The sequence below is a fragment of the Nonomuraea fuscirosea genome, from assembly GCF_003001935.1.
Taxonomy (GTDB): domain Bacteria; phylum Actinomycetota; class Actinomycetes; order Streptosporangiales; family Streptosporangiaceae; genus Nonomuraea; species Nonomuraea fuscirosea.
Genome location: NZ_PVNG01000010.1, coordinates 94316 through 116141, shown reverse-complemented (window position 1 = coordinate 116141; position 21826 = coordinate 94316). Strand labels below are relative to the sequence as shown.

General features: G+C 71.0%; 19 protein-coding genes. 9 read left to right on the top strand and 10 right to left on the bottom strand.

Annotation, left to right across the window (positions count from 1 at the left end; translation table 11 throughout):
- Positions 1-30: 30 nt before the first annotated feature.
- The gene (locus B0I32_RS23470; protein WP_245955986.1) at positions 31-471 is read right to left on the bottom strand and encodes a MarR family winged helix-turn-helix transcriptional regulator; all 441 of its coding nucleotides are present in this window, start codon (positions 469-471) and stop codon (positions 31-33) included.
- Between the two features lie 85 nt (positions 472-556).
- On the opposite strand from B0I32_RS23470, the gene B0I32_RS23465 reads away from it, so the two are divergent.
- Positions 557-1702 (top strand): FAD-dependent oxidoreductase, encoded by a 1146-nt coding sequence (locus B0I32_RS23465; RefSeq protein ID WP_106243037.1) that lies wholly within the window; start codon positions 557-559, stop codon positions 1700-1702.
- On the opposite strand, the gene dapA is transcribed toward B0I32_RS23465, so the two are convergent.
- The gene (dapA, locus tag B0I32_RS23460; RefSeq protein ID WP_106243035.1) at positions 1664-2542 is read right to left on the bottom strand and encodes a 4-hydroxy-tetrahydrodipicolinate synthase; all 879 of its coding nucleotides are present in this window, start codon (positions 2540-2542) and stop codon (positions 1664-1666) included. The two genes, B0I32_RS23465 and dapA, sit on opposite strands and share 39 nt — an antisense overlap.
- A 71-nt stretch (positions 2543-2613) precedes the next feature.
- On the opposite strand from dapA, the gene B0I32_RS23455 reads away from it, so the two are divergent.
- Entirely contained in the window at positions 2614-3483 is an 870-nt protein-coding gene (locus B0I32_RS23455) for a LysR family transcriptional regulator (RefSeq protein WP_106243034.1), read from the top strand.
- Positions 3484-3498: 15 nt separating this feature from the next.
- Here the strand turns inward: B0I32_RS23455 and B0I32_RS23450 are convergent, their stop codons facing one another.
- Both B0I32_RS23450 and B0I32_RS23445 read right to left on the bottom strand, forming a co-directional pair.
- Positions 3499-4419 carry a serine hydrolase domain-containing protein gene (locus B0I32_RS23450; protein ID WP_245956006.1) on the bottom strand — a complete coding sequence of 307 codons (921 nt, stop codon included), beginning with the start codon at positions 4417-4419 and terminating at the stop codon, positions 3499-3501.
- A 160-nt stretch (positions 4420-4579) separates the two neighbouring features.
- Positions 4580-5101 (bottom strand): flavoprotein, encoded by a 522-nt coding sequence (locus tag B0I32_RS23445; RefSeq protein WP_106243031.1) that lies wholly within the window; start codon positions 5099-5101, stop codon positions 4580-4582.
- Between the two features lie 125 nt (positions 5102-5226).
- Here B0I32_RS23445 and B0I32_RS23440 point away from each other — a divergent pair, with 125 nt between their 5' ends.
- Positions 5227-6231, top strand: coding sequence for a polyprenyl synthetase family protein (locus B0I32_RS23440; RefSeq protein ID WP_106243028.1), 1005 nt, complete (start codon positions 5227-5229; stop codon positions 6229-6231).
- Between the two features lie 127 nt (positions 6232-6358).
- On the opposite strand, the gene B0I32_RS23435 is transcribed toward B0I32_RS23440, so the two are convergent.
- On the bottom strand, positions 6359-7801 hold the full coding sequence (locus B0I32_RS23435; protein WP_106243026.1) for an MFS transporter: 1443 nt from the start codon (positions 7799-7801) through the stop codon (positions 6359-6361).
- A gap of 42 nt (positions 7802-7843) precedes the next feature.
- Positions 7844-8572, bottom strand: a complete 729-nt coding sequence (locus B0I32_RS23430; RefSeq protein WP_106243024.1) for a class I SAM-dependent methyltransferase — start codon at positions 8570-8572, stop codon at positions 7844-7846.
- Between the two features lie 127 nt (positions 8573-8699).
- On the opposite strand from B0I32_RS23430, the gene B0I32_RS23425 reads away from it, so the two are divergent.
- The 3 genes from B0I32_RS23425 to B0I32_RS23415 all read left to right on the top strand — a co-directional run bounded on the left by B0I32_RS23425 (position 8700) and on the right by B0I32_RS23415 (position 11692).
- Positions 8700-10079 carry an LCP family glycopolymer transferase gene (locus B0I32_RS23425; RefSeq protein WP_106243022.1) on the top strand — a complete coding sequence of 460 codons (1380 nt, stop codon included), beginning with the start codon at positions 8700-8702 and terminating at the stop codon, positions 10077-10079.
- Positions 10080-10245: 166 nt separating this feature from the next.
- Entirely contained in the window at positions 10246-11175 is a 930-nt protein-coding gene (locus B0I32_RS23420; RefSeq protein ID WP_106243019.1) for an ATP-binding protein, read from the top strand.
- Positions 11176-11305: 130 nt separating this feature from the next.
- The gene (locus B0I32_RS23415) at positions 11306-11692 is read left to right on the top strand and encodes an SCO5389 family protein (protein ID WP_106243017.1); all 387 of its coding nucleotides are present in this window, start codon (positions 11306-11308) and stop codon (positions 11690-11692) included.
- 96 nt (positions 11693-11788) lie between these two features.
- On the opposite strand, the gene B0I32_RS23410 is transcribed toward B0I32_RS23415, so the two are convergent.
- The 3 genes from B0I32_RS23410 to B0I32_RS23400 all read right to left on the bottom strand — a co-directional run bounded on the left by B0I32_RS23410 (position 11789) and on the right by B0I32_RS23400 (position 14577).
- Positions 11789-12769 (bottom strand): LLM class flavin-dependent oxidoreductase, encoded by a 981-nt coding sequence (locus tag B0I32_RS23410; protein ID WP_106243014.1) that lies wholly within the window; start codon positions 12767-12769, stop codon positions 11789-11791.
- A 27-nt stretch (positions 12770-12796) separates the two neighbouring features.
- Positions 12797-13468 (bottom strand): ribonuclease HII, encoded by a 672-nt coding sequence (locus tag B0I32_RS23405; protein WP_106243011.1) that lies wholly within the window; start codon positions 13466-13468, stop codon positions 12797-12799.
- Between the two features lie 77 nt (positions 13469-13545).
- Positions 13546-14577, bottom strand: a complete 1032-nt coding sequence (locus tag B0I32_RS23400) for a LysR family transcriptional regulator (RefSeq protein ID WP_245955985.1) — start codon at positions 14575-14577, stop codon at positions 13546-13548.
- A gap of 79 nt (positions 14578-14656) precedes the next feature.
- On the opposite strand from B0I32_RS23400, the gene B0I32_RS23395 reads away from it, so the two are divergent.
- The 3 genes from B0I32_RS23395 (at position 14657) to B0I32_RS23385 (ending at position 19989) form a co-directional block, all read left to right on the top strand.
- Positions 14657-15943, top strand: a complete 1287-nt coding sequence (locus B0I32_RS23395; protein WP_106243009.1) for a pyridoxal phosphate-dependent aminotransferase — start codon at positions 14657-14659, stop codon at positions 15941-15943.
- Positions 15944-16084: 141 nt separating this feature from the next.
- Positions 16085-16729, top strand: a complete 645-nt coding sequence (locus B0I32_RS23390; RefSeq protein WP_106243547.1) for a GNAT family N-acetyltransferase — start codon at positions 16085-16087, stop codon at positions 16727-16729.
- A 251-nt stretch (positions 16730-16980) separates the two neighbouring features.
- Complete coding sequence (locus tag B0I32_RS23385) at positions 16981-19989, top strand: AfsR/SARP family transcriptional regulator (RefSeq protein ID WP_106243006.1); 3009 nt, start codon at positions 16981-16983, stop codon at positions 19987-19989.
- Between the two features lie 359 nt (positions 19990-20348).
- On the opposite strand, the gene B0I32_RS23380 is transcribed toward B0I32_RS23385, so the two are convergent.
- The gene (locus B0I32_RS23380; protein WP_106243003.1) at positions 20349-21752 is read right to left on the bottom strand and encodes a N5-glutamine methyltransferase family protein; all 1404 of its coding nucleotides are present in this window, start codon (positions 21750-21752) and stop codon (positions 20349-20351) included.
- Positions 21753-21826: the final 74 nt, after the last annotated feature.

Below are 21826 nucleotides of genomic sequence, written 5' to 3'. Positions count from 1 at the left end.
GACACGAGGAGGAGACGCCGCGCCGAGCGCCTACTCCTCGTTCAACCCCTGGGTGGCCTCGCGCTGGATGGCCGCAGACCGGTTGAGCCAGTCGAGGATCAGCTCCAGCTCGTCATCGGTGTAACGCTCGTACAGCTGCGACAGCGCCACCACGAACGGCTCGAACAGCTCCGAGAAGCCGGCCAGCCGCTCGAAGTTGATCTCGACGATGACCCGCCGCCGGTCCTTGGTGTCGCGGACGCGCCGCACCAGCCACTTGCCCTCCAGCCGGTCGATCAGCCCGCTGACCGTGGCCGGCGCCAGGCCCGTGTGCTGCGCGATCTCCCCCGCCGTCAGGGGTCCCAGGCGTTGCAGCAGGTCGAGCGTCTTCTCCTCGGTCATGCCCAGGCCGAGCCGGTCGCCCATGGCGCTGTGGTACATCACGGCGGCGTTGCTGTGCTCGCGCCCCGCGACGGTGAGAGCCTCGAGCAATTCATTTCGTCGATCCGAAACATCTCTCGACACAGCCCACCACCTCTGCCTAATATTTCGTTCGGACGAACGAAAGGTTATCACCATGAAGGCCCTGATCATAGGCTGCGGCATCGGCGGCCCCGTCACCGCGATGGCGCTCCGCCAGGTGGGCATCGAAGCGGAGATCTTCGAGGCGTACGGGCAGGGCGCCGACGACGTCGGCTCCTTCCTGAACATCGCCTCCAACGGCCTGGCCGCACTACGCACGCTCGGCGCCCACCGCAAGGTCCTGGCCACGGCCATCCCCACCCCGCGCATGGTCATGTGGAGCGGCTCGGGCAAACGCCTCGGCGAGGTGGCCAACGGCCTGCGGCTCGACGACGGCACCGTGAGCCACACGGTCCTGCGCTCCGAGCTCTACCGGACCGTCCGCGACGAGGCCGAGCAGCGCGGCATCCACGTCTCCCTCGGCAAGCGCATGATCTCGTACGAGGACACGGGGCCGCAGGTGACGGCCACGTTCGAGGACGGCACCCAAGCCATTGGCTACCTGCTCATCGCCTGCGACGGCGTGCACTCGCGCACCCGTAAGCTGCTCGACCCGCAGGCCCCAGCGCCGCGCTACAGCGGCCTGTACAGCTTCGGCGGCATCGTCGAGGACGCGGGGGTGTCCGGCGAGCCCGGTGTGTACAACATGGTCTTCGGCAGGCGCGCGTTCTTCGGCTACACAGTGGCCGAGTCGGGCGAGACCTGGTGGTTCGCGAACCTGCCCCGGCGGCTCGGCGACGTACCGGCCGACTGGACGCCGGTGCTGGCCGAGGCGTTCGAGGACGACGCGAACTTCTCGGCCGACCTCATCCGCCGCGGCGGCGTCGACCTGGCGCTCCCGGTCCACGACCTGCCCCCGGTGCCGGTCTGGCACCGCGGCCGGGTGCTGCTGACCGGCGACGCCGCGCACGCCACCTCGCCCAGCTCCGGCCAGGGCGCCTCGCTCGCCATCGAGGACGCGATCGTGCTGGCCCGGTGCCTGCGCGACAGCGGCGGGCACGAGGAGGCGTTCCGCCGGTTCGAGGCCGAGCGGCGCCCGCGCGTGGAGCGGGTCGTCGCCTACTCCAGGACCATCAGCAACAGCAAGGCCGCGGGCCCGGTCGCCCGGGTGTTCCGCGACCTGATGCTGCCGTTCTTCCTCAAGCGGAGCGCGAGCCAGGAGTCACTCGCCTGGATGTACCGCTACCAGCCGAGCCTGTGACACCGACTCCGCGCCGGCCGGCACCAGCGGCAGGCGCACGTCCGGGGTCGGGATCAGGCCCTGGGCGTGCAGCACGCCCTTGATCACCGTCGGGTTCGGCTCGGCGAACAGCGCCGCCGAGATCCGGGCCAGCCGGTGCCCCAGGCGCCGCGCCCGTACGGCGTCCCCCTCGTGCCACGCGTCGACCAGGTCGGCGAAGCTCCTGGTCTCCAGGTGCGCGGAGGCGAGGATGCCGCCCGCCGCCCCGAGGGCGAGCAGCGGCGAGATGAACGCGTCGTCCCCGCCCAGCACCTCGAACCCGTCGGGCAGGTCGCCCAGCAGGCTCACCGCGTCCTGGTCGATCCCACCGGCCGCGTACTTCACCCCCGCGATCCTCGGGTGCTCCCCGAGCCGGCGCAGCGTGGCGGCGCTGACGGGCTGCCCGGTCCGGTAGGGAATGTGGTAGATCACCAGCGGCACCGGAGTCTCCTCCGCCAGCGCCTCGAAGTGCGCGACGACGCCGCGTTCGCCGGGACGCAGGAAGTACGGCACGATCACCAGCGCCGCCCCCACCCCCGGAGGCAGCTCACGCAGCGCCCGCGCGGTCGAACGCGTGTCGTTGCCCGTCACCCCCACCGTCAGCAGCGCCTGCCGCTCGGCGCAGACCCGTGCGCACACCTCGATCACCCGGGCCCGCTCCCCTGGGTCGAGCGTGGCCACCTCGCCGGTGGTGCCCAGCGCCACCAGCCCCTTCGCGCCCTGGTCGAGCACCTGGTGGGCGAGCTTCTCGATCGCGTCCACGGCCACCTCGCCCGAGGCGTCGAACGGCGTGACCAGCGGTACATGGATTCCTCTCAGCATGCTTCGAGCGTGACCCCTGCCGACCCGTTAGGTCCAGCACGGATTTCTGCGTTCGAGATTAAGCTCACCTTATGCTCGACCCGCGCAAGCTCCACCTGCTCCGCGAACTCGCCCGGCGCGGCACGATCGCCGCCGTCGCGGAGGCGGTCACGTTCACGCCGTCGGCCGTCTCCCAGCAGCTCAGCGCGCTGGAACGGGAGGCGGGCGTGCGGCTGCTCGAACGCACCGGGCGTACGGTGGCGCTGACGCCCGCCGGGCACCTGCTCGTCGAGCACGCGCAGGCCGTACTGGAACAGCTCGAACGCGCCTCGGCCGCCCTCGCCGCGGTGCGGGGCGGCCCCTCGGGCCCGCTGCGCATCGGCGCCTTCCCCACGGCCGCCCGCGTCCTGCTCCCACCCGCCCTCGCCACCTTGACCGGCGCGCACCCCGGCCTGGAACCCATGGTGTCCGAGATCGACCCGGCCGACGTCTCGGCGGCGCTGCGGGCGGGTGAGCTGGACGTGGCCCTCGTCCACGAGTACGACTTCGTCCCGCCCGTCACCGACGCGTCCACCGAGACCGAGCCCCTGTTCACCGAGCCGATGTACCTCACCGACCGCCCTTCCGTGGCCGCCGCCCGCGCCGACGCCTGGATCATGAACAAGCCCGGCACGCTCTGCCACACCATGGCGATCAGAGCCTGCCAGGCGGCCGGCTTCGAGCCGCTGGTCCGCCACCACATCGACGACTTCGACACGGTCCTCGCCTTCGCCGCCGCCGGTCAGGGGGTCGCGCTCGTCCCCCGCCTGGCGGCCGTGAACCCGCCGCGAGCCGTACGCCTGACCCGGCTACCGCTGAGCCGGCGCACGCTGGCGGCGTTCAGAAGGGGCAACGGCGAGCACCCGGCGATCAGAGCCGCCATAGCCGCCTTCCACACCGCCCTCCCCCACCTCCCCCTCTGACCACCACCAGAACGACTACCGATCGAGAACGGCATCGAGCACGGCGCCCGCACTGCTATGCGCCTGGTCGTACTCTCCCGCCGTCACCGCCACCACCAGCTGCTCCTCCGGAACCACCAGCAACCGCTGCCCACCGTTCCCGATGCCCTCGACCCAGCGGCGTTCGCCGGTGCTCAGGTACCACTGGTAGCCGTACTCGAACCCGTCCTCGATCACCACCCGGGGCCGCGACATCTCCTGGATCCAGGCGCCGGGCACGATGTCCCGCCCGCCGTCGAGCACGAGCTGCCCGATCGCCGCCAGGTCCACGGGCCGCAGCCGCAGCCCGGACGCGGCCGCCGCCACGCCGTCGCTCCCCTTGCCCCAGGCGTACCGGGAGATCCCGAGCGGCTTGAAGAGCCGTTCCGCCGCGTACTCCTCAAGCGCCCGCCCGGTCCCCCGAGCGATGATCGCGCCGATCAGCGCCGACGCCCCACCGCAGTAGTTCCACCGCTCACCCGGCGCCTCCACGATGGGCCGCCCCAGCACATAGCGGTACCGGTCGGGCGCCAGCTCCATCGCGATCTCACCGTTGGCCGGATCGGTGTAGGGCAGGGACTCGTCCCACTCCAGCCCGAGCGTCATGGTCAACGCATGCTCGACCGTGAGCCGCCCCCGCTCCGGATCCTCGGACAAATCCGGATATTCCGGAAATTGCCCCACCAACGACTCCCCCGGCCCCGGCACCAGCCCCTCCCCCAACGCGACCCCGTACACCAGCGCCACCACACTCTTGGACACGGACCGCAGATCGTGCAACGTGTCCCGCCCGAACACGACGTGCCCTAGATCCTCCCCCAGGTGATGATCGCGCCCAGCCCCATACCACTCGACCTCGACCCGCCCGCCCCGCATCACCACAAGCCCATGCAGGTGCGGCGCCCTCCCGGCCCGCACCACCCCATCAACCCGCTCAGCCACTCCCACGAAACACCCTCCTTCGCCATCGACCCATACACACCCACAGCCTCACACGATGCCACCCGCAACCCAACCCCCTGAGAAATGCGCCGCCACGGGATCAGCAGATGCGGAGTCGCCAGTCCCTGGTCGTCCTTTATCTCTTCCGCCGGGAAGGGGCGGGGCCGAGTTCTTTCACTGCGCGGTGCCAGGCGTAAGGCTCGGTGTGGCTGGGGTTCGAGACGATGCGTACGCCGTCCGCGCGCAAATCCTCCAGGCTGCGTCGGTACGGGGTGCGGGTGGCGAGGGCGGGGTTGACGAACGGTAGGACCACGACAGGGATGCCCAGGCCCGGTGCTTCCGCCAGGACGCCGAGGGCGTAGGTGTCGGTGATGCCTTGGGCGAACTTGTTGATCGTGTTGTACGTGGCCGGCCCCACGATCATGGCGTCGGCCCGGGGCGGCTTGGGCTCGTGGGGTTTGCGGTACTGGCTGCGTACGGGGCGGCCGGTCTGGTTCTCCAGTGCGGGCACGTCGATGAAGTCCAGGGCGGACGGCGTGGCCACGACCTGGACGATCCAGCCCGCCTCCTGGGCCAGGGTGACCAGCCGGCCGACGTCGTGGGCCACGCCGGCCGCGCAGACGACGAGGTAGAGGACTTCGCCCGATGATTCGCTCACGCGATGCACTCACTTCCAGGGAGGCGACAGGGTTTCCCGATTAAAGAATGCTCCGGGACGACGGCTGAGAGGGCCCTCAGTGTCTCTCAGGTGCGCCACAGCGGCGGGGGCGCAGGCTGGACGGTATGGATCAACTGCTGCGCAGCCCGGCCGTCGTCGCGGGGCTGGTCAAGGTCGAGGCCAGGATCCGGCGGCTGAGCGGGTCGTCCGTGCTGCCGGACATCAACGCGGGCGCGGGACGGGTCGTGTCGGCGGGCGGTAAGCGGCTGCGGCCTGCGCTGACCCTGGCCGCCTCGATCGCGCTCGGCAAGCCGCCCGACCGGCGGGTGATCACGGCGGCGGCGTGCGTGGAGCTCATTCACACGGGCTCGCTCGTGCACGACGACCTGATGGATCGGGCCGATCGGCGGCGCGGGCAGCGGACGCTCAACGCCGAGCTGGGTGACGGCAAGGCGCTGGTCATCGGGGACTTCATGCTGGCCAGGGCCGCGCTGGCGGCGATCGTGAACGTGTCGCGGCCGGTGGCCGAGGTGCTGGCCGCCACGGTGGTGGAGCTGGCGGAGGGCCAGTACCTGGAGACGGCCGACCTGTTCGACACCGGCCGGACGCGGGAGAGCGCGGTGCGGTCGATCACCGGCAAGACGGCGGCCCTGTTCCGGGCCGGCTGCCTGGTGGCGGCATTGTGCGCGCACGCCCCGGCCGAGGACAGGGCGCGGATGGCGGCGTACGGGGAGAAGTTCGGGCTGATCTTCCAGGTGCTCGACGACCTGCTCGACCTGACCGCCACCAGCGAGCAGCTCGGCAAGCCGGCCGGGAACGACCTGCGCCAGGGCGTCTACAGCCTGCCTCTGCTCATGTCCGGGATCGACCTGGCCCGCAGCGGCCTGGTGGGCCGGGACATGAGCGAAGAGCAGGTGGCGACGGCCCTGCGGGTGCTGCGGTCGAGCCCGATGGCGAAGCACACGATCCGGTACTGCCGGGGCCTGGCCGCCGACGCGCTGGCCGCCCTGCCGGTGATCCAGGATGAGGAGATGGGGGCGGTGTTGCGCCGGCTCCCTTCCGCCTACATCGATCAGGTCGAACGCCAGGTCTACCGGGTCAACCAGGTCAACCTCGCCCCGGTCTCTTGAAGGCGCGTCTGCACGAGGCTCGGCTGACATGCGCTGAGAGGAGGCGGGCGCGGAGTGTGGAGGGCGCGGGTGTGGCGGGCGCGGGTGTGGCGGGCGCGGAGGTGAGACGGGCGCGGGGGTGAGGTGGTCAGGCGGCGGGTTCCGTCTCCGCCTTGGAGAGGGGTGCGGCGATCTCCTCCAGGCCCTTCCGTTCGGCCTTCACCCCGAGGAACAGCTCCACCAGCCCACCGATGATCATCACCACCGCCCCGATGCAGAACGCCAGCGCCGTGTCCCCCGGCACCCCGCTCTCGACCAGGGACGCGAAGACGAGCGGTCCGGCGATGCCGCCCGCGGCCGTGCCGATCGCGAAGAAGAACGCGATGGCCATGGCCCTGGTCTCCATGGGGAAGATCTCGCTGACGGTCAGGTACGCCGAACTCGCCCCAGCCGAGGCCACGAAGAGCACCGCGCACCAGCACGCCGTCAGCGTGACCGCCGTGAGCACGCCCTGGTTGAACAGCCAGGCCGTGCCGAGCAGGAGCACCCCGGAGCCGAGGTACGTGGCCGAGATCATCGGCACCCGGCCGACGGTGTCGAAGAGGTGCCCGAGCAGCAGCGGGCCGAGGAAGTTGCCGACGGCGATGACGGCGAAGTAGTAACCGGTGTGCGTGTCGATGCCGTAGAAGGTGGACAGGATCTGCGCGTACCCGAACGTGATGGCGTTGTACAGGAACGCCTGCCCGATGAACAGCGACAGCCCCAGCACCGTCCGCTTGGGATAGAGCGCCACCATCGTGTGCGCGATCCGGACGAACCCGATCGACTTGCGCGTGTGGACGGTCATCGACTGCTGCGGCTCCGGCAGGTCGTCCTTGCCGATGTCGTGCTCGATGTCACCGACGATCTTCTCGGCCTCGTCGCCCCTGCCGTGGATGAACAGCCAGCGCGGGCTCTCCGGTACGTTGCGCCGTACGAGAAGAATGGCCAGGCCGAGCACCACGCCGAGACCGAAGGCGACGCGCCAGCCGATGTTGACCGGCAGGTCGTTCAGCAGCGGCACGGTCAGCAGCGCGCCGCCGGCGGCGCCGAGCCAGTAGCTGCCGTTGATGATGATGTCGATGCGCCCGCGGTGCCGGCTCGGGATGAGCTCGTCGATGGCGGAGTTGATGGCCGCGTACTCGCCGCCGATGCCGAAACCGGTCAGGAACCTGAACAGGAAGAACCACCACGCGCTGAAGGAGAACGCGGTCATCAGCGTGGCCAGCAGGTAGACGACCAGCGTGATGATGAACAGCTTCTTGCGGCCGAACTTGTCGGTCAGCCAGCCGAAGAACAGCGCTCCCGAGCAGGCGCCCGCGACGTAGAGTGCGGCGGCGACGCCCGCGACCTGGGCCTGGGTGATGTCCAGGCCACTGCCGGGCTTGGCGAGCTGCGCGGACAGGTTACCGACGATGGTGACTTCGAGCCCGTCGAGGATCCAGACGGTGCCGAGTCCTATGACGATCATCCAGTGCCAGCGTGACCACGGCAGCCGGTCCAGCCGTGCGGGCACTTTCGTGGTGATGGTGCCGGTTTCCACGTCGCTCATAGGATCTTCTCGATACCCCGGAAGCGGCGCGCAAACGTGGCTTTACCCGGCCGGCTTCCTGGCCTCGACGATGCCGGTGCCGAACCACGGGCCGCCGTACCAGAACCGCCAGCCCGCGTTGCGCCTCCGTACGTCGATGACGCCGAGGTCGCGCAGAGTGTCCTCGTACGCGGGCGTGTGCTGGAAGTCGGCGATGAGCAGCAGCCCGCCGGGCCGCAGCACACGGTACGCCTCGCGGACGGCCTCGGCCCTTCCTTCGACGTCGGGGATGTTGTGCACGGCCTGGCTGGCGACCACCACGTCGTACGCGTCGTCGCCGAAGGGCAGGTCGCGCAGGTCGCCGGTGACCAGTTCCACCCGGTCGGAGACCCCTTCCAGCTCGGCGTTGCGCCTGGTGACCAGCTCGCGGTTGCCCGACTGGTCCTTCGATCGCCACAGGTCGATGCCGGTCGCGCTGCCCCGCTCCAGCCGTCCGGCCGCGAGCAGCAGCACCGCTCCCCTGCCGCAGCCCAGGTCGAGCAGCCGTTCGTCGCCGCGCAGCCGCCGCAGCTCCCTGTCCCAGACGACGAACTTGCCGCGTCTGGTCGTGTAGAGGTAGCTGATCGCGCTGGCGAGCGTGTAGAGCCCGCCGAAGAGGAAGGTGAGGCCGGCGGCGAGGATGTCGAGGGCGAACGAGATCCCGGCCAGGCCCAGCAGCACGATCGCTCCGAGGAGCAGACCGGCCAGCGCCCAGGGCGCGTCGAATCCGTAGCTGCCGTGACGCTTGCTCATACTCAAGTTATATCTCAATGTGTATTTGACGGGGAGTTGACCGAACCCTTCCCCTTGGCAACGCCTGACGCGCACCGCGCATTACTAAGGTGCTGGGGATGGGCGCACATTGGGGGTATGACCAGGCATGACGGGAGAGGACCGACGATTCGGACCGGGCGCGAGCATCGCGCTCACGCTGGCCTCGACCCTGCTGTGGGGCGTGGCCCACCTGGCCGCCGAACGTCGTAAGACCGGCCTGGCCCTGATGGCGGCGTACGTGCTGATGCTGGCCGGCGTGCTGATCGTGTTCACCGCGTTCAGCGCGAACCTGCTGTCGCTGGCCGTGCAGCCCCGCTGGCTCACCTGGCTCACCGTCGCACTGGTGGCCGTCGCGCTCGCCTGGACCGGGGTGATCATCTGGTCGTTCCTCCTGGTACGCCCCGCCCGCTCCGACACCGTCGGCCGCTTCCTGACCACCACGCTCACGGTGGCCCTCTGCGCGCTCGTGCTGGCTCCGACCGCGTACGCGACCCGGCTGGCGTACCTGTCGCGCGACGTCGTGAACACCCTGTTCCCGCGCGGCACCACCGCCACCACCCCCGTCATGGCCCAGGACCCGTGGAACGGCGCCGAGCGGGTGAACTTCCTGCTCCTCGGCGGCGACTCCGCGCCCAGCAGGCCCGGGGTGCGTACCGACAGCATGACCGTGGCCAGCGTGGAGGTGGCCACCGGCGCGACCGTCCTGTTCGGCCTGCCGCGCAACCTGCAGCAGGTCCAACTGCCCGAGGGCCCCGCCAGGGACCACTTCCCCTCGGGCTTCACCGGCGCGGGCCCCGACACCCCTGGACTGCTCAACGAGGTCTTCCAGTACGCCGAGGACCACCCCGAGATGGTGCCGGGCGTACAGAAGGGGCAGCGCGGCCCCGCCCTGCTCAAGCGGACCATCGCCGACATGCTCGGCATCCCCGTCGACTACTACGCGATGGTGGACATGAAGGGCTTCGCCGAGATGGTCGACGCCATGGGCGGCGTCCAGGTCACGATCAAGGACCCCATCGTGTACGGGCGTTACCGCGAGGGCCTGTTGGCCGCCGGCACCCGCAAGCTGTCCGGCGAGGAGGCCCTCTGGTACGGCCGCTCCCGCACCGACAGCGACGACTACGTCCGCATGGGACGGCAGAAGTGCCTGCTCAACGCGGTCGCCAAGCAGGCCGACCCGATGACGGTGCTGAACAGCTTCGAACGCCTCGCCGCGGCCACCAAGCGGGCCATCTCCACCGATCTGCCGCAGGACCTCCTGCCCGCGGTCGTCGACCTGTCGCAGAAGGTCAAGGGCGCCAAGATCCGCAGCCTGAACTTCGTGCCGCCGCTGGTCAACACCGCCGACCCGGACTGGTACGCGATCCGGCGCGAGGTGGACGACGCCCTGGAGGAGCGCTCCTCGTCGACCAAGACCGCGGGCGCGCACTCGCCGTCCCCGACGCCGACCGACGCCCCGGTCAACCTCGACGCCACCTGCGCCTGACCCCGGCACCCCGCCGAAGCCCGTCCGCGTCCGCACTCTCGATGCCCCGCCGAACATGATTTCCATTTCGGCATGCTCACCGTTTCCCCTGCCTCCCGCCCGACGCCTGTGGCATGATGGTGATCGTCCCCAGCGGAAATGATTTTCATCCTCAACAGGAGCAACCGTGAGAGTGGCGTTCGTCGGAAAGGGCGGCAGCGGCAAGACGACGATGTCGGCCTTGTTCGCGAGACATGTGGCGAGCCAGGGCGGCCCGGTGGTGGCCATGGACGCCGACATCAACCAGCACCTGGCCCTCGTGCTCGGCCTCGACCGGCAGCCCGAGCCGCTCGGAGCCCACCTCACCGAGATCAAGGACCGCCTGCGCGGCGACAACCCGCGCATCCCGTCCGCCGAGGTCATGCTCAAGACCACCCCGCCCGGCCGCGGCTCCACGCTGCTCGGCTTCGACGACCTGGCCGCCGACCCCTACGGCCTGACCACCCCCGACGGCCTGCGCCTGCTGGCCACGGGCCCGTTCAGCGAGGACGACCTCGGCGTGGCCTGCTACCACTCCAAGGTCGGCGCGGTGGAGCTGCTGCTCAACCACCTGATCGACGGCCCGGGCGAATACGTGGTGGTCGACATGACCGCCGGCGCCGACTCCTTCGCCTCCGGCCTGTTCACCCGCTTCGACCTGACCTTCCTCGTCGCCGAGCCGACCAGGCAGGGCGTGAGCGTCTACAAGCAGTACCGCGAGTACGCCGCCAAGTACGACGTCGCCCTCGCCGTCGTCGGCAACAAGGTGCACGGCCCGTCCGACGTCGACTTCCTGCGCGAGCACGTGGGTGACGACCTGCTCACCTGGATGGAGCACTCCACCGCGGTCCGCGCCATGGAGCAGGGCCGCCACTTCACGCTCGACGACCTGGAGCCGGCCAACGCCGACGCCCTCGCCCTGCTCCGCAAGACCCTCGACGAGCAGGAGAAGGACTGGGCCCGCTTCGGCCGCCAGACCGTGGAGTTCCACCTGCGCAACGCGAAGGCGTGGGGCGACGAGAGGACCGGCGCCGACCTCGCCCAGCAGGTCGACCCCGACTTCGTCTACGGCCCCTGAACGGCGCGACCCTACGCCGAGGCCCAGGGGACGCGGGGCCCGAGATCACGCGACTGTTCCCGTCGGGAATCTGGAGCCCTTCCCTTTTCCGACCTAGCGTCAGATTCAATCCCTTTCGAGAGGAGACAGAATGTCGCTGACCGTTCCGAACGATCTGCTCGACCAGGCCAAAGCCGGTGAGGTCGATGACGCGGCCTTCCTCGCCTGCGTCCGCGACTCACTGCCCTACGCGTGGTCGCTGATCAGCGAGCTGGTCAAGCAGCGTGAGCACAGCGGGACCGAGTTCGCCGACAACGAGGTGCCGCCGCCGTCGGAAGAGGCGCGCGGCCAGCTCCTTCGCTGCCTGGCGAGCGACTCGATGCGTGGCGCGCTTGAGCGTCACTACGGCGTACGCCTGGCCTTCCAGAACTGCCACCGGGTCGCCGTCTTCGACCCGACGGCCACGAAGGCACTGGCCGACTTCGTCACCCCGCGCGCTCAGATCCTCAACCAGAAACCGGAGCTCGTCGACTGCTGAGCCCCTGCCCGGCGGGTCGGCCCCGGCCGGCCCGCCGGATCAGCCGCGCAGCCGCCCAAGCCCTGCCGCCGCACACGCAGCAGCACGCGCAGCCGCTCAGCCGCGCAGCAGCGGCAGCACCTCGGCGCCGAACCTGGCGATGTTCTCCAGCGTCCGCCGGTGCTCGCCGAGCCCCTCCACGAGCAGGATGAAGTGCTCGATGCCGGTGCTCTCGGCCGTGCGCCGCAGCGTCTCGGCGCAGTGTCCAGCCGACCCCACGGGATGGATCCCGGTCAGCAGGTCCACGTAGGCGCCGGCGTCCCGAGGAGTGCGCGGCCGGTCGTCCAGCGGCACGTATCCGGCCAGCCCGGGCCCCAGCCAGGACGGCATCCGTTCCTTGAGCTCCCGCACCGCCGCGGCCGTGGAGTCACCCACCAAGGCCACCCCCGCCGCCACATGCGCGGCCCCCGGCCCACCGTGCTCGCGGTACCTCCGCACCAGCGCCGCCTTGTCCGCGTCCCCGATGTGCATGCCCAGCAACATCGGCAGCCCGCGCTCGGCCGCCAGCCCGACGGTGCCGGGAGAGGTGCAGGCGACGACCGGCCGCAGCCGCGCCGGCGGCACCATCGGCACCTCCCTGAACCGGAAGAACTCCCCGTCCGCCGCCACCGACGCGCCCGACAGCGCGGACACCAGCAGGTCGAGCGACTCGGCGAACCCCCGCTCGTAGCGATCGAGCCCGGTCCCGAACACCTCCAGATCCACCCACGGCCCGCCCCTGCCGACGCCCAGCGTGAACCGCCCGCCGGACAGGTGGTGCAGCATCGCGGCCTGCTCGGCCAGCGCCACGGGATGCTGGGTGGACAGCACGCTGACGGCCGTGCCGAGCCCGATGCGGGTGGTCCTGCCGATCGCGACCGCGGCCAGGGTGAGCGGGGAGGGGCAGACGCCGTACGACATGAAGTGGTGTTCGGCGATCCAGGCGTCGTCGAACCCGGCCCGCTCGGCCGCGACGATCCATTCCACAGCGTCCGTGAGCGTCGGCCCGGCCTGCCGGCCGGGGAACAGGCCCGCGACGACGAAAATGCCGATGCGCATTCACCGAATCATGGCCGATCAACGCGACTACGCGAAGAGGCTGGCCTGCCCTTCGCCCGCCAGCGGGTCACGATGGTGCTTCAAGTGTCGCCATTGGGGCAGTTCGTCTAGGTATGACCATGAGAGCCGATGGTGCGGGGTGGGCCCGAGACGGGCGAGCGCCTCCTGATGCACGGGTGAGGGGTAGCCCGCGTTCTCCGCGAACCCGTACTCCTCGCAGCCGATCGTCCCCATGTACGCATCGCGCCGCACCTTGGCCAGCACCGAGGCCGCGGCGACCGAGATGCTCGCCGCGTCACCCTTGACCTCGAGCCGCACCGGCCACGGCGCGCCGATGTAGTCGTGCTTGCCGTCGAGGATCACCGCGTCGGGACGGACCGGCAGCGATTCGAGCGCCCGGCGCGCGGCCCTGCGCAGGGCCTCCGTCATGCCGAGCGTGTCGATCTCCTCGTGCGTGGCCTCGCCGAAACCGACGCCCGCCGCCCAGACCGCCAGTTCGGCGGCCAGCGGAGCGCGTTTCGCCACGGAGACCTGCTTGGAGTCGGTCAGACCGGCCGGCGGCTCGGACAGGTCGGTGACGACCGCGCAGACCGTGACCGGCCCCGCCCACGCGCCCCGGCCCACTTCGTCCACGCCCGCGACCGTACGGACGCTGGGCTGGGAGAGCAGCAACTGCTCGATGTCGTACGTCGGCGCCATGACCGCAGACGTTATCGCCTCACAGGACCATGACCGCACAGACCGAAGAAGAACCGGCAGCAGACCTCAACGACCTTTCACTCGCCGAACGACCTCCCGACGACGTCACCCGCCGACCGCACAGAACCGCCCTCCCACCCGCCGCCGGATTCGCCGGCCGGCCGGTCCTCGCGCCGCCGCTCAGCCAGGCGCACCGGCTCCAGGTCGGCGGCGATGTAGCGGGCGGCGACGTGGACGGCGCGCAACGTCACGGACACCGACGGCCGGTGCACGCTGGACCCGCGCGCGACCGCGTGCACGTCGCGGACCACCGGATCGCCGGGGAACTGCCGCACGGCCAGCCCGCGCACGCCGGCGGCCAGGGCCAGCGAGGGCACGGCGGCGATGCCGATGCCCTTGGCGACCAGCGACAGGATCGTGCCCAGCCCCTCGAACTCCCACGGCGTCGGCCGGGTGCCGCCCACGTCGACGAGCAGCCGGTCCACCGCCAGCCGCGAGGGCTCGCCGTCGGGGGTGGCCATCCACGGCTCGTCGCGCAGCTCGCGCAGGTCGAGAGGCACGTCGGGGTCGGCCAGGCGGTGCTTGCGCGGGACGACCAGCACCATGGGGTCGCGCAGCAGGGGGAACACGCGCAGGCTCTCGCTGTCGCGGACGCGGCCGTACCAGTCGTCCACGAGCGCGAGGTCCACCTCGCCCGACTGCACCTCGCGCATCCCGCGCCCGGACCTGCTCTGTCCCAGCCGCAGCGTCAGCTCGGTGTGGCGGCGCAGCGAGCGCGCCAGCGCGGGCGCGAACGCCACCGCCGCCGTCGGGAAGGCGCTCACCACGACCCGCCCGGACGGTTTGCCGGCGTGCGCGGAGAGGTCGGACTCGGCCTCCTCCACCATCGACAGGATGCGCTCGGCGTGCAGGACGAGCCGGCGGCCGGCGTCGGTCAGCTCGGCGCTGCGCGCCGTCCTGTCGATGAGCGCCGTGCCGGTCTCGCGTTCGAGCGCGACCAGCTGTTGGGATACGGCGGACGGACTGTAGCCGAGCGCTTCTGCCGTCGCCGCGATACTTCCCTTCCTAGCGAATTCGCAGATCAGGACCAATCGCCGCAATTCGAGCATCAGACTTCCTTATGCCTACCCACAAAAAGCTCCGCTTGTGCTGATGCCTTCATCCAACCACTCTGGGAACGTGACAAACATGACCGTAACTCTGTCCGCCACCCTGGCGGCCAATGAGGACATCGAGCGAAGACGACGCGCCGGGGAGCGCGTGCTGCACCTGGCCTTCGGTGAGGCCGGTCTGCCCGTCCACCCGGCGCTGCGCGACAGGCTGGCCGCCGCGTCGGAGCGCAACGGCTACGGGCCGGTCGCGGGGGCGCCCGGCCTGCGGGCCGCGGCGGCGGGCTACTGGACCCGACGGGGGCTCACCACCGACCCCGACCTGGTCGTCTGCGGCCCCGGCAGCAAGTCACTGCTGTACGGCCTGCTGCTGGCGATCGGCGGAGACATCGTCCTGCCCATGCCCAGCTGGGTCAGCTATGCCGCGCAGGCCGACCTGGTCGGCTCCCGTCCCCTCCTGGTGCCCGCACCGCCAGGAGAGGGCGGAGTGCCCGATCCGGATCTGGTCGCCGCCGAGGTGCGCCTGGCCAGGTCGCAGGGCAGGACCGTCAGCTCCGTGCTGGTGACCCTGCCCGACAACCCGACGGGACGCCTGGCCACGCCGGAGACGATCGCCCGCCTCGTCCGGGTCGCCCGCGAGTTCGACCTGACCATCATCTCCGACGAGATCTACCGCGACCTGCTGCACGACCCGGAGCTGCCCTACACCTCGCCGGCCGATCTGGCGCCGGAGCGCACGATCGTCACCACCGGGCTGAGCAAGAGCCTGGCCCTGGGCGGCTGGCGGATCGGCGTGGCCCGGCTGCCCGAGAACGGGCACGACCTGCGCAGGCAGCTGCTCGCGGTGGCCAGCGAGATCTGGTCGGCGCCCGCGGCGCCCGTACAGGAGGCCGCGGCCTACGCCTTCGGCGATCCCGACGAGCTGACCGAGCGCATCGCCCGCAGCCGCCGGTTGCACGGCGTGGTCGCCCGCGCAGTCCACGACAGGTTCACCGAGATCGGCGCCTGCGTGCCCATGCCGCAGGGCGGCTTCTACCTCTATCCCGACCTCAGTCACCTGCGGCTCGGCGGCTCCGCCGAGATCACCAAGCTGCTGCTCGAAGAGCACGGCATCGGTGTCCTGCCGGGACACGCCTTCGGCGACACCCCGACGGCCGCCCGGGTCAGGGTCGCGGTGAGCCTGCTCTACGGCGACACCGCCGAGGAGCGCGGCGCCGCCCTGAACAGCCCCGATCCGCTCCAGTTGCCGTGGATCGCGGCCAATCTCGACTTCCTGTCGGCCGGGCTGAGCAGGCTCTCCCCGGTACGTCACGGCGTGGTGGGCGAACGGCCCGCCGCCCTCGTGCCGACGGCATGTCACGGTTAGGCGAATCTTTCCCCAAGAGCGGGTTTACCCACCCTCAAAAGGGGCCCCTGACCTGCGGAAACACCACGTCCGCAAATCGGTCGGGAAGATGGTTGTGACTGCCTGGTGACGCGCACGCTCCGTAGCCCTCATCATGTGCTCATGCCCGCTCTTGTCACCTTGTCCGGGCGCCTCGTGCGCCTGGAACCTCTCAGCCTGGCGGCGGTCGAGGACCTCGTCGCCGCTGCGAGTGAAGACCGCTCCATCTACGCCTTCACTCGGGTCCCGCACAGCCGGGACGAGGTCGTCTCCTACGTGGAGGCGGCCATGGCTGAGCAGGCGGAGGGCCGCTCATTGCCCTTCGCCATCCGGTGGCTGAACACCGACCGCGTGGTCGGTGCCACCCGTCTCATGCACCTGGAGTACTGGCAGGGCCCCATGCCCTGGCCGCCGGGTACACGAGGTGCGGTGGGCGACACCCCGTCCGTGGCCGACATCGGTTACACCTGGCTGGGCGCCGGCGCCCAGGGCACCGGGGTCAACCGGGAGAGCAAATACCTCCTGCTCTCGCACGCCTTCGAGACGTGGGGCGTCCACCGCATCACCCTTAAGGCAGACGTACGCAACAGCAGATCCCGGGCCGCCATCGAGGCTCTCGGCGCACACTTCGACGGGGTGCGGCGAGCGGATAGCCGAGGCGCCGACGATACGGTCCGAGATACCGCGTTCTACTCGATCCTCAGCTCCGAATGGCCGCTCGTACGCGAGCGTCTGGCCATGAGGCTCGGCCTGGTCGAGGCAGCCTGAGAACCCGTCCACCCCAGCCCCGCCCGATTTGATCGGGCGGGGTCGTATTTTTTCCGGCCTACATTCCCTCTACATGACACACGCCCCCGCGATGCGTGTCACGCCTCACGACCACCATCGAGGGCGGCGCTCAACACCCAATCAAAGGCGGATCAACGCTCCGGTGAACGATCAACCTGGATCTAGGTGACGAGAAGGTATGGATCTATCATTTGGTAACAAATCGTTCCATTGGCTTGGAGATATACGGCATGGCTGGTCCACGCGTTGAAGGCGAGCTGCGGTTCGCCGTGCTCGGTCCTGTCCGCGCGTGGCGAGATGGCCGGGAACTCGACCTGGGCACGCCCCTGCAGCGTTCCATCCTCGGCATGCTGCTCCTCCGGCAAGGCCACGCGGTCACGCCCAACGAGATGATCGACGCGGTCTGGGGCGAGGAGGCGCCGCCGCGCGCCCTGGGCGCGCTGCGCACGTACGTCTCCAGGCTGCGTACGGTGCTGGAGCCCGACCGGCCCGCCCGCTCGCGCCCCGAGCTGCTCACCTCCATCGGCCGCGGCTACGCGCTGCGGCTGCCGGACGACTCGCTCGACCTGGCCAGGTTCGAGCGCGGGATCGGCCAGGCCGAGGCCGCGCGCAAGGCCGGCCGGCTGGGCGAGGCCGCTGGGGAGCTGCGTTCCGCACTGGCGTTGTTCGAGGGCGAGCCGCTGGCCGGCACCGTCGGCCCCTACGCCGAGCACCAGCGCGACCGGCTCATCGAGCGGCGCATCAGCGTCATCGAGACGCTCATGGACGTGGACCTCGATTTGGGCAACCACGCGGAGGTCGTCTCCGAGCTGATCGCCCTGACCGCCGACCACCCCCTGCGCGAACGGCTGCGCGCCCAGCTCATGCTCGCCCTCTACCGCTGCGGCCGGCAGGGCGACGCGCTGAGCGTCTTCACCGAGACCCGCGAGGCCCTGATCGACGAGCTGGGCATCGAGCCGGGCCCCGAGCTGAGCGCCCTGCACCAGCGCATCCTGGCCGCCGACCCCGCCCTGGCGCTGGAGACCTCTGACATCCCGCAAGCGGACGAGCCCGCGCAGGAGCAGGAGGAGCAGCCGCCCGCTCCCGAGCTGCCCAGGCCCGCCCAGCTCCCCGCCGCCGCCGGCGACTTCACCGGCCGCAAGGAGATCGTGGTACGGCTGCGCACGCTCCTGTCGGCCCACTCCCCGGCCCCGCTGTCCACCACCAGGTCGGCGGCGGAGGGCGTGCCGGTGGCGGCCATCTCCGGCATCGGCGGCGTCGGCAAGACCGCGCTCGCCGTACACGTGGCCCACCTGCTCGACGACGCCTTCCCCGACGGCCAGCTCTACGCCGACCTGCGCGGCGACAGCGACGATGCGACCGCGCCCGCGTCGGCGCTCGGCGGCTTCCTGCGCGCGCTCGGCATCCCGCCCGACGTCATCCCCGACGGGGAGGCGGAACGCTCGGCGCTCTACCGCTCGCTCCTGGCCGAGCGGCGCATCCTCGTGCTGCTCGACAACGCCCGCGACGCCGAGCAGGTCAGCCCGCTGCTGCCGGGCGCCCCCGGCTGCGCCGCCCTCGTCACCAGCCGGGGCAAGCTGGCCGACCTGCCCTCCGCCAAGCTCATCGACCTCGACGTGATGGAGCCGGACGAGGCGTTGCAGCTGTTCGCCGCGGTGGCCGGCGCCGAGCGGGTCTCGGCCGAGCACGGCGCGGCCATGGACGCGGTGGCCGCGTGCGGGTTCCTGCCGCTGGCGGTGCGCATCCTGGCCGCCCGGCTGGCCGCCCGCCCGTCCTGGACGGTCGCCTCGCTGGTGTCGCGCCTGGCCGACGAGCAGCGCCGCCTCGACGAGCTGCGCGTCGGCAACCTGGCCGTCGAGGCCACGTTCGCGCTCGGGTACGGCCAGCTCACCCCCGAACAGGCCCGCGCCTTCCGGCTGCTGTCGCTGCCCAACGGCCCCGACGTCTCCACTGGCGCGGCCGCGGCCGTGCTGGCGACGAGCGTCCTGGAGGCCGAGGAGGTACTCGAGTCGCTGGTGGACGCCAGCCTGCTGGAGGCCCCCGCGCCCGGCCGTTACCGCTTCCACGACCTGCTCAAACTGTTCGCCAGGCGGACGCTGGACAAGACCGAGCGGCCCGAGACCAAGACGACGGCGCTGCGCCGGCTGCTGGACTTCTACCTGGCCTCGGCACGCTCCGCGCACACGCTGGCCTACGAGGGCAGCATGATCCCGGCCAACCTCGCCGTGGCCGGCACCGGGCTCGACTTCACCTCGGTCGACGAGGCCGTGGCCTGGCTGATCGCCGAGGGCGACTCGTTGTTCGCGGCCATCTACCAGGCCGCCGCGTCGGCCCGCGCCCCCGGGCAGCTGCTGCCCGCCGGCGACCTGCTGGTGGCGATGGAGCCGCTGCTGGAGTCGGGCACGCACACCCGCGAGTTCGACCAGAGCACCCGTGCCGTGCTCGCCGCCGCCCAGAACATCGGCGACGAGGGCGGCGAGCTGCGCGCCCGCTACGTGCTGGGCCGGGTGCTGTTCGCCGGCAACCGGCTCAAGCAGGCCGAGGAGCAGTTCAGGGTGGTGGACGAGCTGTCGCGCGCCCGCGGCGAGAAGGTCGTCACCGGCGAGGTGCTCAACGCCCTGGCCGTCGTGGTCGGCAGGCAGCGGCGGCACACCGAGGCGCTGGCCCTGTTCGACGCGGCGTCGCGCTTCTACCGCGAGAACGGCGTGCCGGCCGGCGAGGCGCTGGTGCTCAGCTACTCGGCCCGCGACCACCTGGGCCTGGGCCGGCCCGAGGACGCGATCGCCGCGGCCGAGAAGGGCCTGGCCATCTTCACCGAGATCGGCAGCGGCGCCGGCACCGCCAGGGCCCGCTACCACCTCGGCATCGTGCTCAGCCGGGTCGGCCGGATCACCGAGGCCGTCCATCACCACGCCGAGTGCCTGGCCTTCTTCCGGGCCAGCAAACAGCGGGTGTGGGAGCAGCGGGTCTGCTCCCGGCTGGCCGAGACGTTCATCGCCGCCGAACGCTACGCCGAGGCGGTCCGCCATGCCGAGGAGGCCCTGGTCGTCGCCCGCGACATCGGCCATCCCTACGGCGAGGCGCTTTCGCTCACCGTACTCGGCAAGGCGCTGCACGGCCTCGGCAGCGAGACCAGGAGCATCGACTGCCTACGGAGGGCGTTCGAGATCTTCGGCAGGCTCGGCGCGCCCGAGGCCGGTGATCTCAAGGCCCTGCTCGACGGCGTCCCCGTCGACTGACTCGTCGAGTCCTGAGTACAGCTCGTCGTCCAGACGTGTCATCCACACATGGTTGATCAAGGCTGTCCTTAGGGAGTCACGCACACCTCGTGATCGGTTGTGTTCAGCCCGGCCGGCCATCTCGTGGTCACCACGCGTCGCTAGGGGGCCCGGTTGTCCGGATGCTCCGCGCGGTGACCAGCCGCCTCACTTGAGACGGCCGGCCGGACCCGACACGGCCCTCGAACCCCCCAGGTCCGTGTCCTGACTCAGAGCCTCCACCACGGAGGTTGACGTCCGATCAACGCCGGATCAAAGCATTCCCGCCACGGCGGTCGGGGCAGGTCAGCCGGGTCAGCAGTCGGATCAGAGCAGTCGGATCACAGCAGGAAGTAGCCTTCGGCGATGAGCGGCCTGATCGCGTCGGAGTTGGCGATCTCGCCGTCGCCGACCAGCTCGGCGATCACGTTGAGCAGCGGTCCGAGCGCCAGCTCACCGTCGCACACGCCGGCCAGCGCGGCCTCCACCGTGCCGACCTCCCTGCTGCGGCGCAGCCCCTGGGTCTGGCGCAGGACGATCCGGATCGGGTCCTCGGCGCCCGGCAGCCCGACCCGCTCGTCGAGCAGCCCTTCGGCGGTACGCAGCAGCGCGGCGTCGAGGTTCTCGGCTCGGTGCGCGGCGGCGATGGAGTCGATGACGGAGTCGACGTAGTCGCCGACCGGCAGCGCGACCTGGTGGGCGAGGTGCTCCACCCGGACGACCGGGTCGAGCGTGCCGGAGTTGCGCAGGGTGATCCAGCCGAACCCGACCCCCTCCACCCCGCGTTCCTCGAACCAGGACAGCCACCGGTCGTAGTGCTCGGCGTAGTGCCTGGTGCCCTGCTCGGCCGCGTCCTTGAGCCACAGCTCGACGTATTCGGCCGGGTCCTGCACGTCGCGCTCGACCACCCAGGCGTCGCAGCCGCTCTCGCTCAGCCAGCCGCCGACGCGCTCGCGCCAGTCCTCCCCCTCCACGTGCAGCCAGTTGGCCAGGAAATGGGCCTGACCGCCCGGGTTGAGGTGGCGGGGTGTCTCGCGGACGAGGTCGCGGCAGAAGTCGTCGCCGTCGCCGCCCGACTCGCGGTAGGTCAGCTTCCCCTCCCGCGCCGGGGCGATGACGAACGGAGGATTGCTCACGATCAGGTCGAACAGCTCGCCCTCGACCGGCTCGAACCGTGACCCGGCCCGCGCCTCGACACCCTCGACCCCGGACAGCTCCCAGCTCAGCCGGGCCAGCTCCAGGGCCCGCGGGTTGAGGTCGGTGGCCACGACGTGCTCGGCCCGGCCGGCCAGGTGCAGCACCTGAACGCCGCAGCCGGTGCCGAGGTCGAGCGCGCGGCCCACGGGGCGGCGGGTGACCAGCTGGGCCAGGTTGGCCGAGGCCCCGCCCGCCCCCACCACGTGGTCGGGCCGCAACGCGGGGTCGCCAGGGCGTACTTTCCTGTCGGAGACGAGGTAGCCGCCCGTCTCCCAGGGCTGCAGGTGGACGGTGGCGGCGACCTGATCGCCGTCGGCCGTGACCAGCCCCGACTCCAGCACCTCCGGCGGCACGCTCTTGGCCGGCACGGGGACGCCGAGCCACCAGAGCCGGATCAGCGTCGCCAGCGGGTCGCCGTCCGCGGTCGCGCGCAGGGCCGGGGTCAGCTCCTCCCTGGCCAGGGCGGAGGCGGCCACGGTGCCCAGGCGCTCGCGTACGCCGTCGATCGAGTAGCCGGTTTCGAGGAGGTGATGGCGCAGTCGTTCCACAAGCCCATCCTTTCACCGTGGAATCTTCCGCATGATCCGATACCGACAGTGCTCATACTGTTACTTAAGGACCC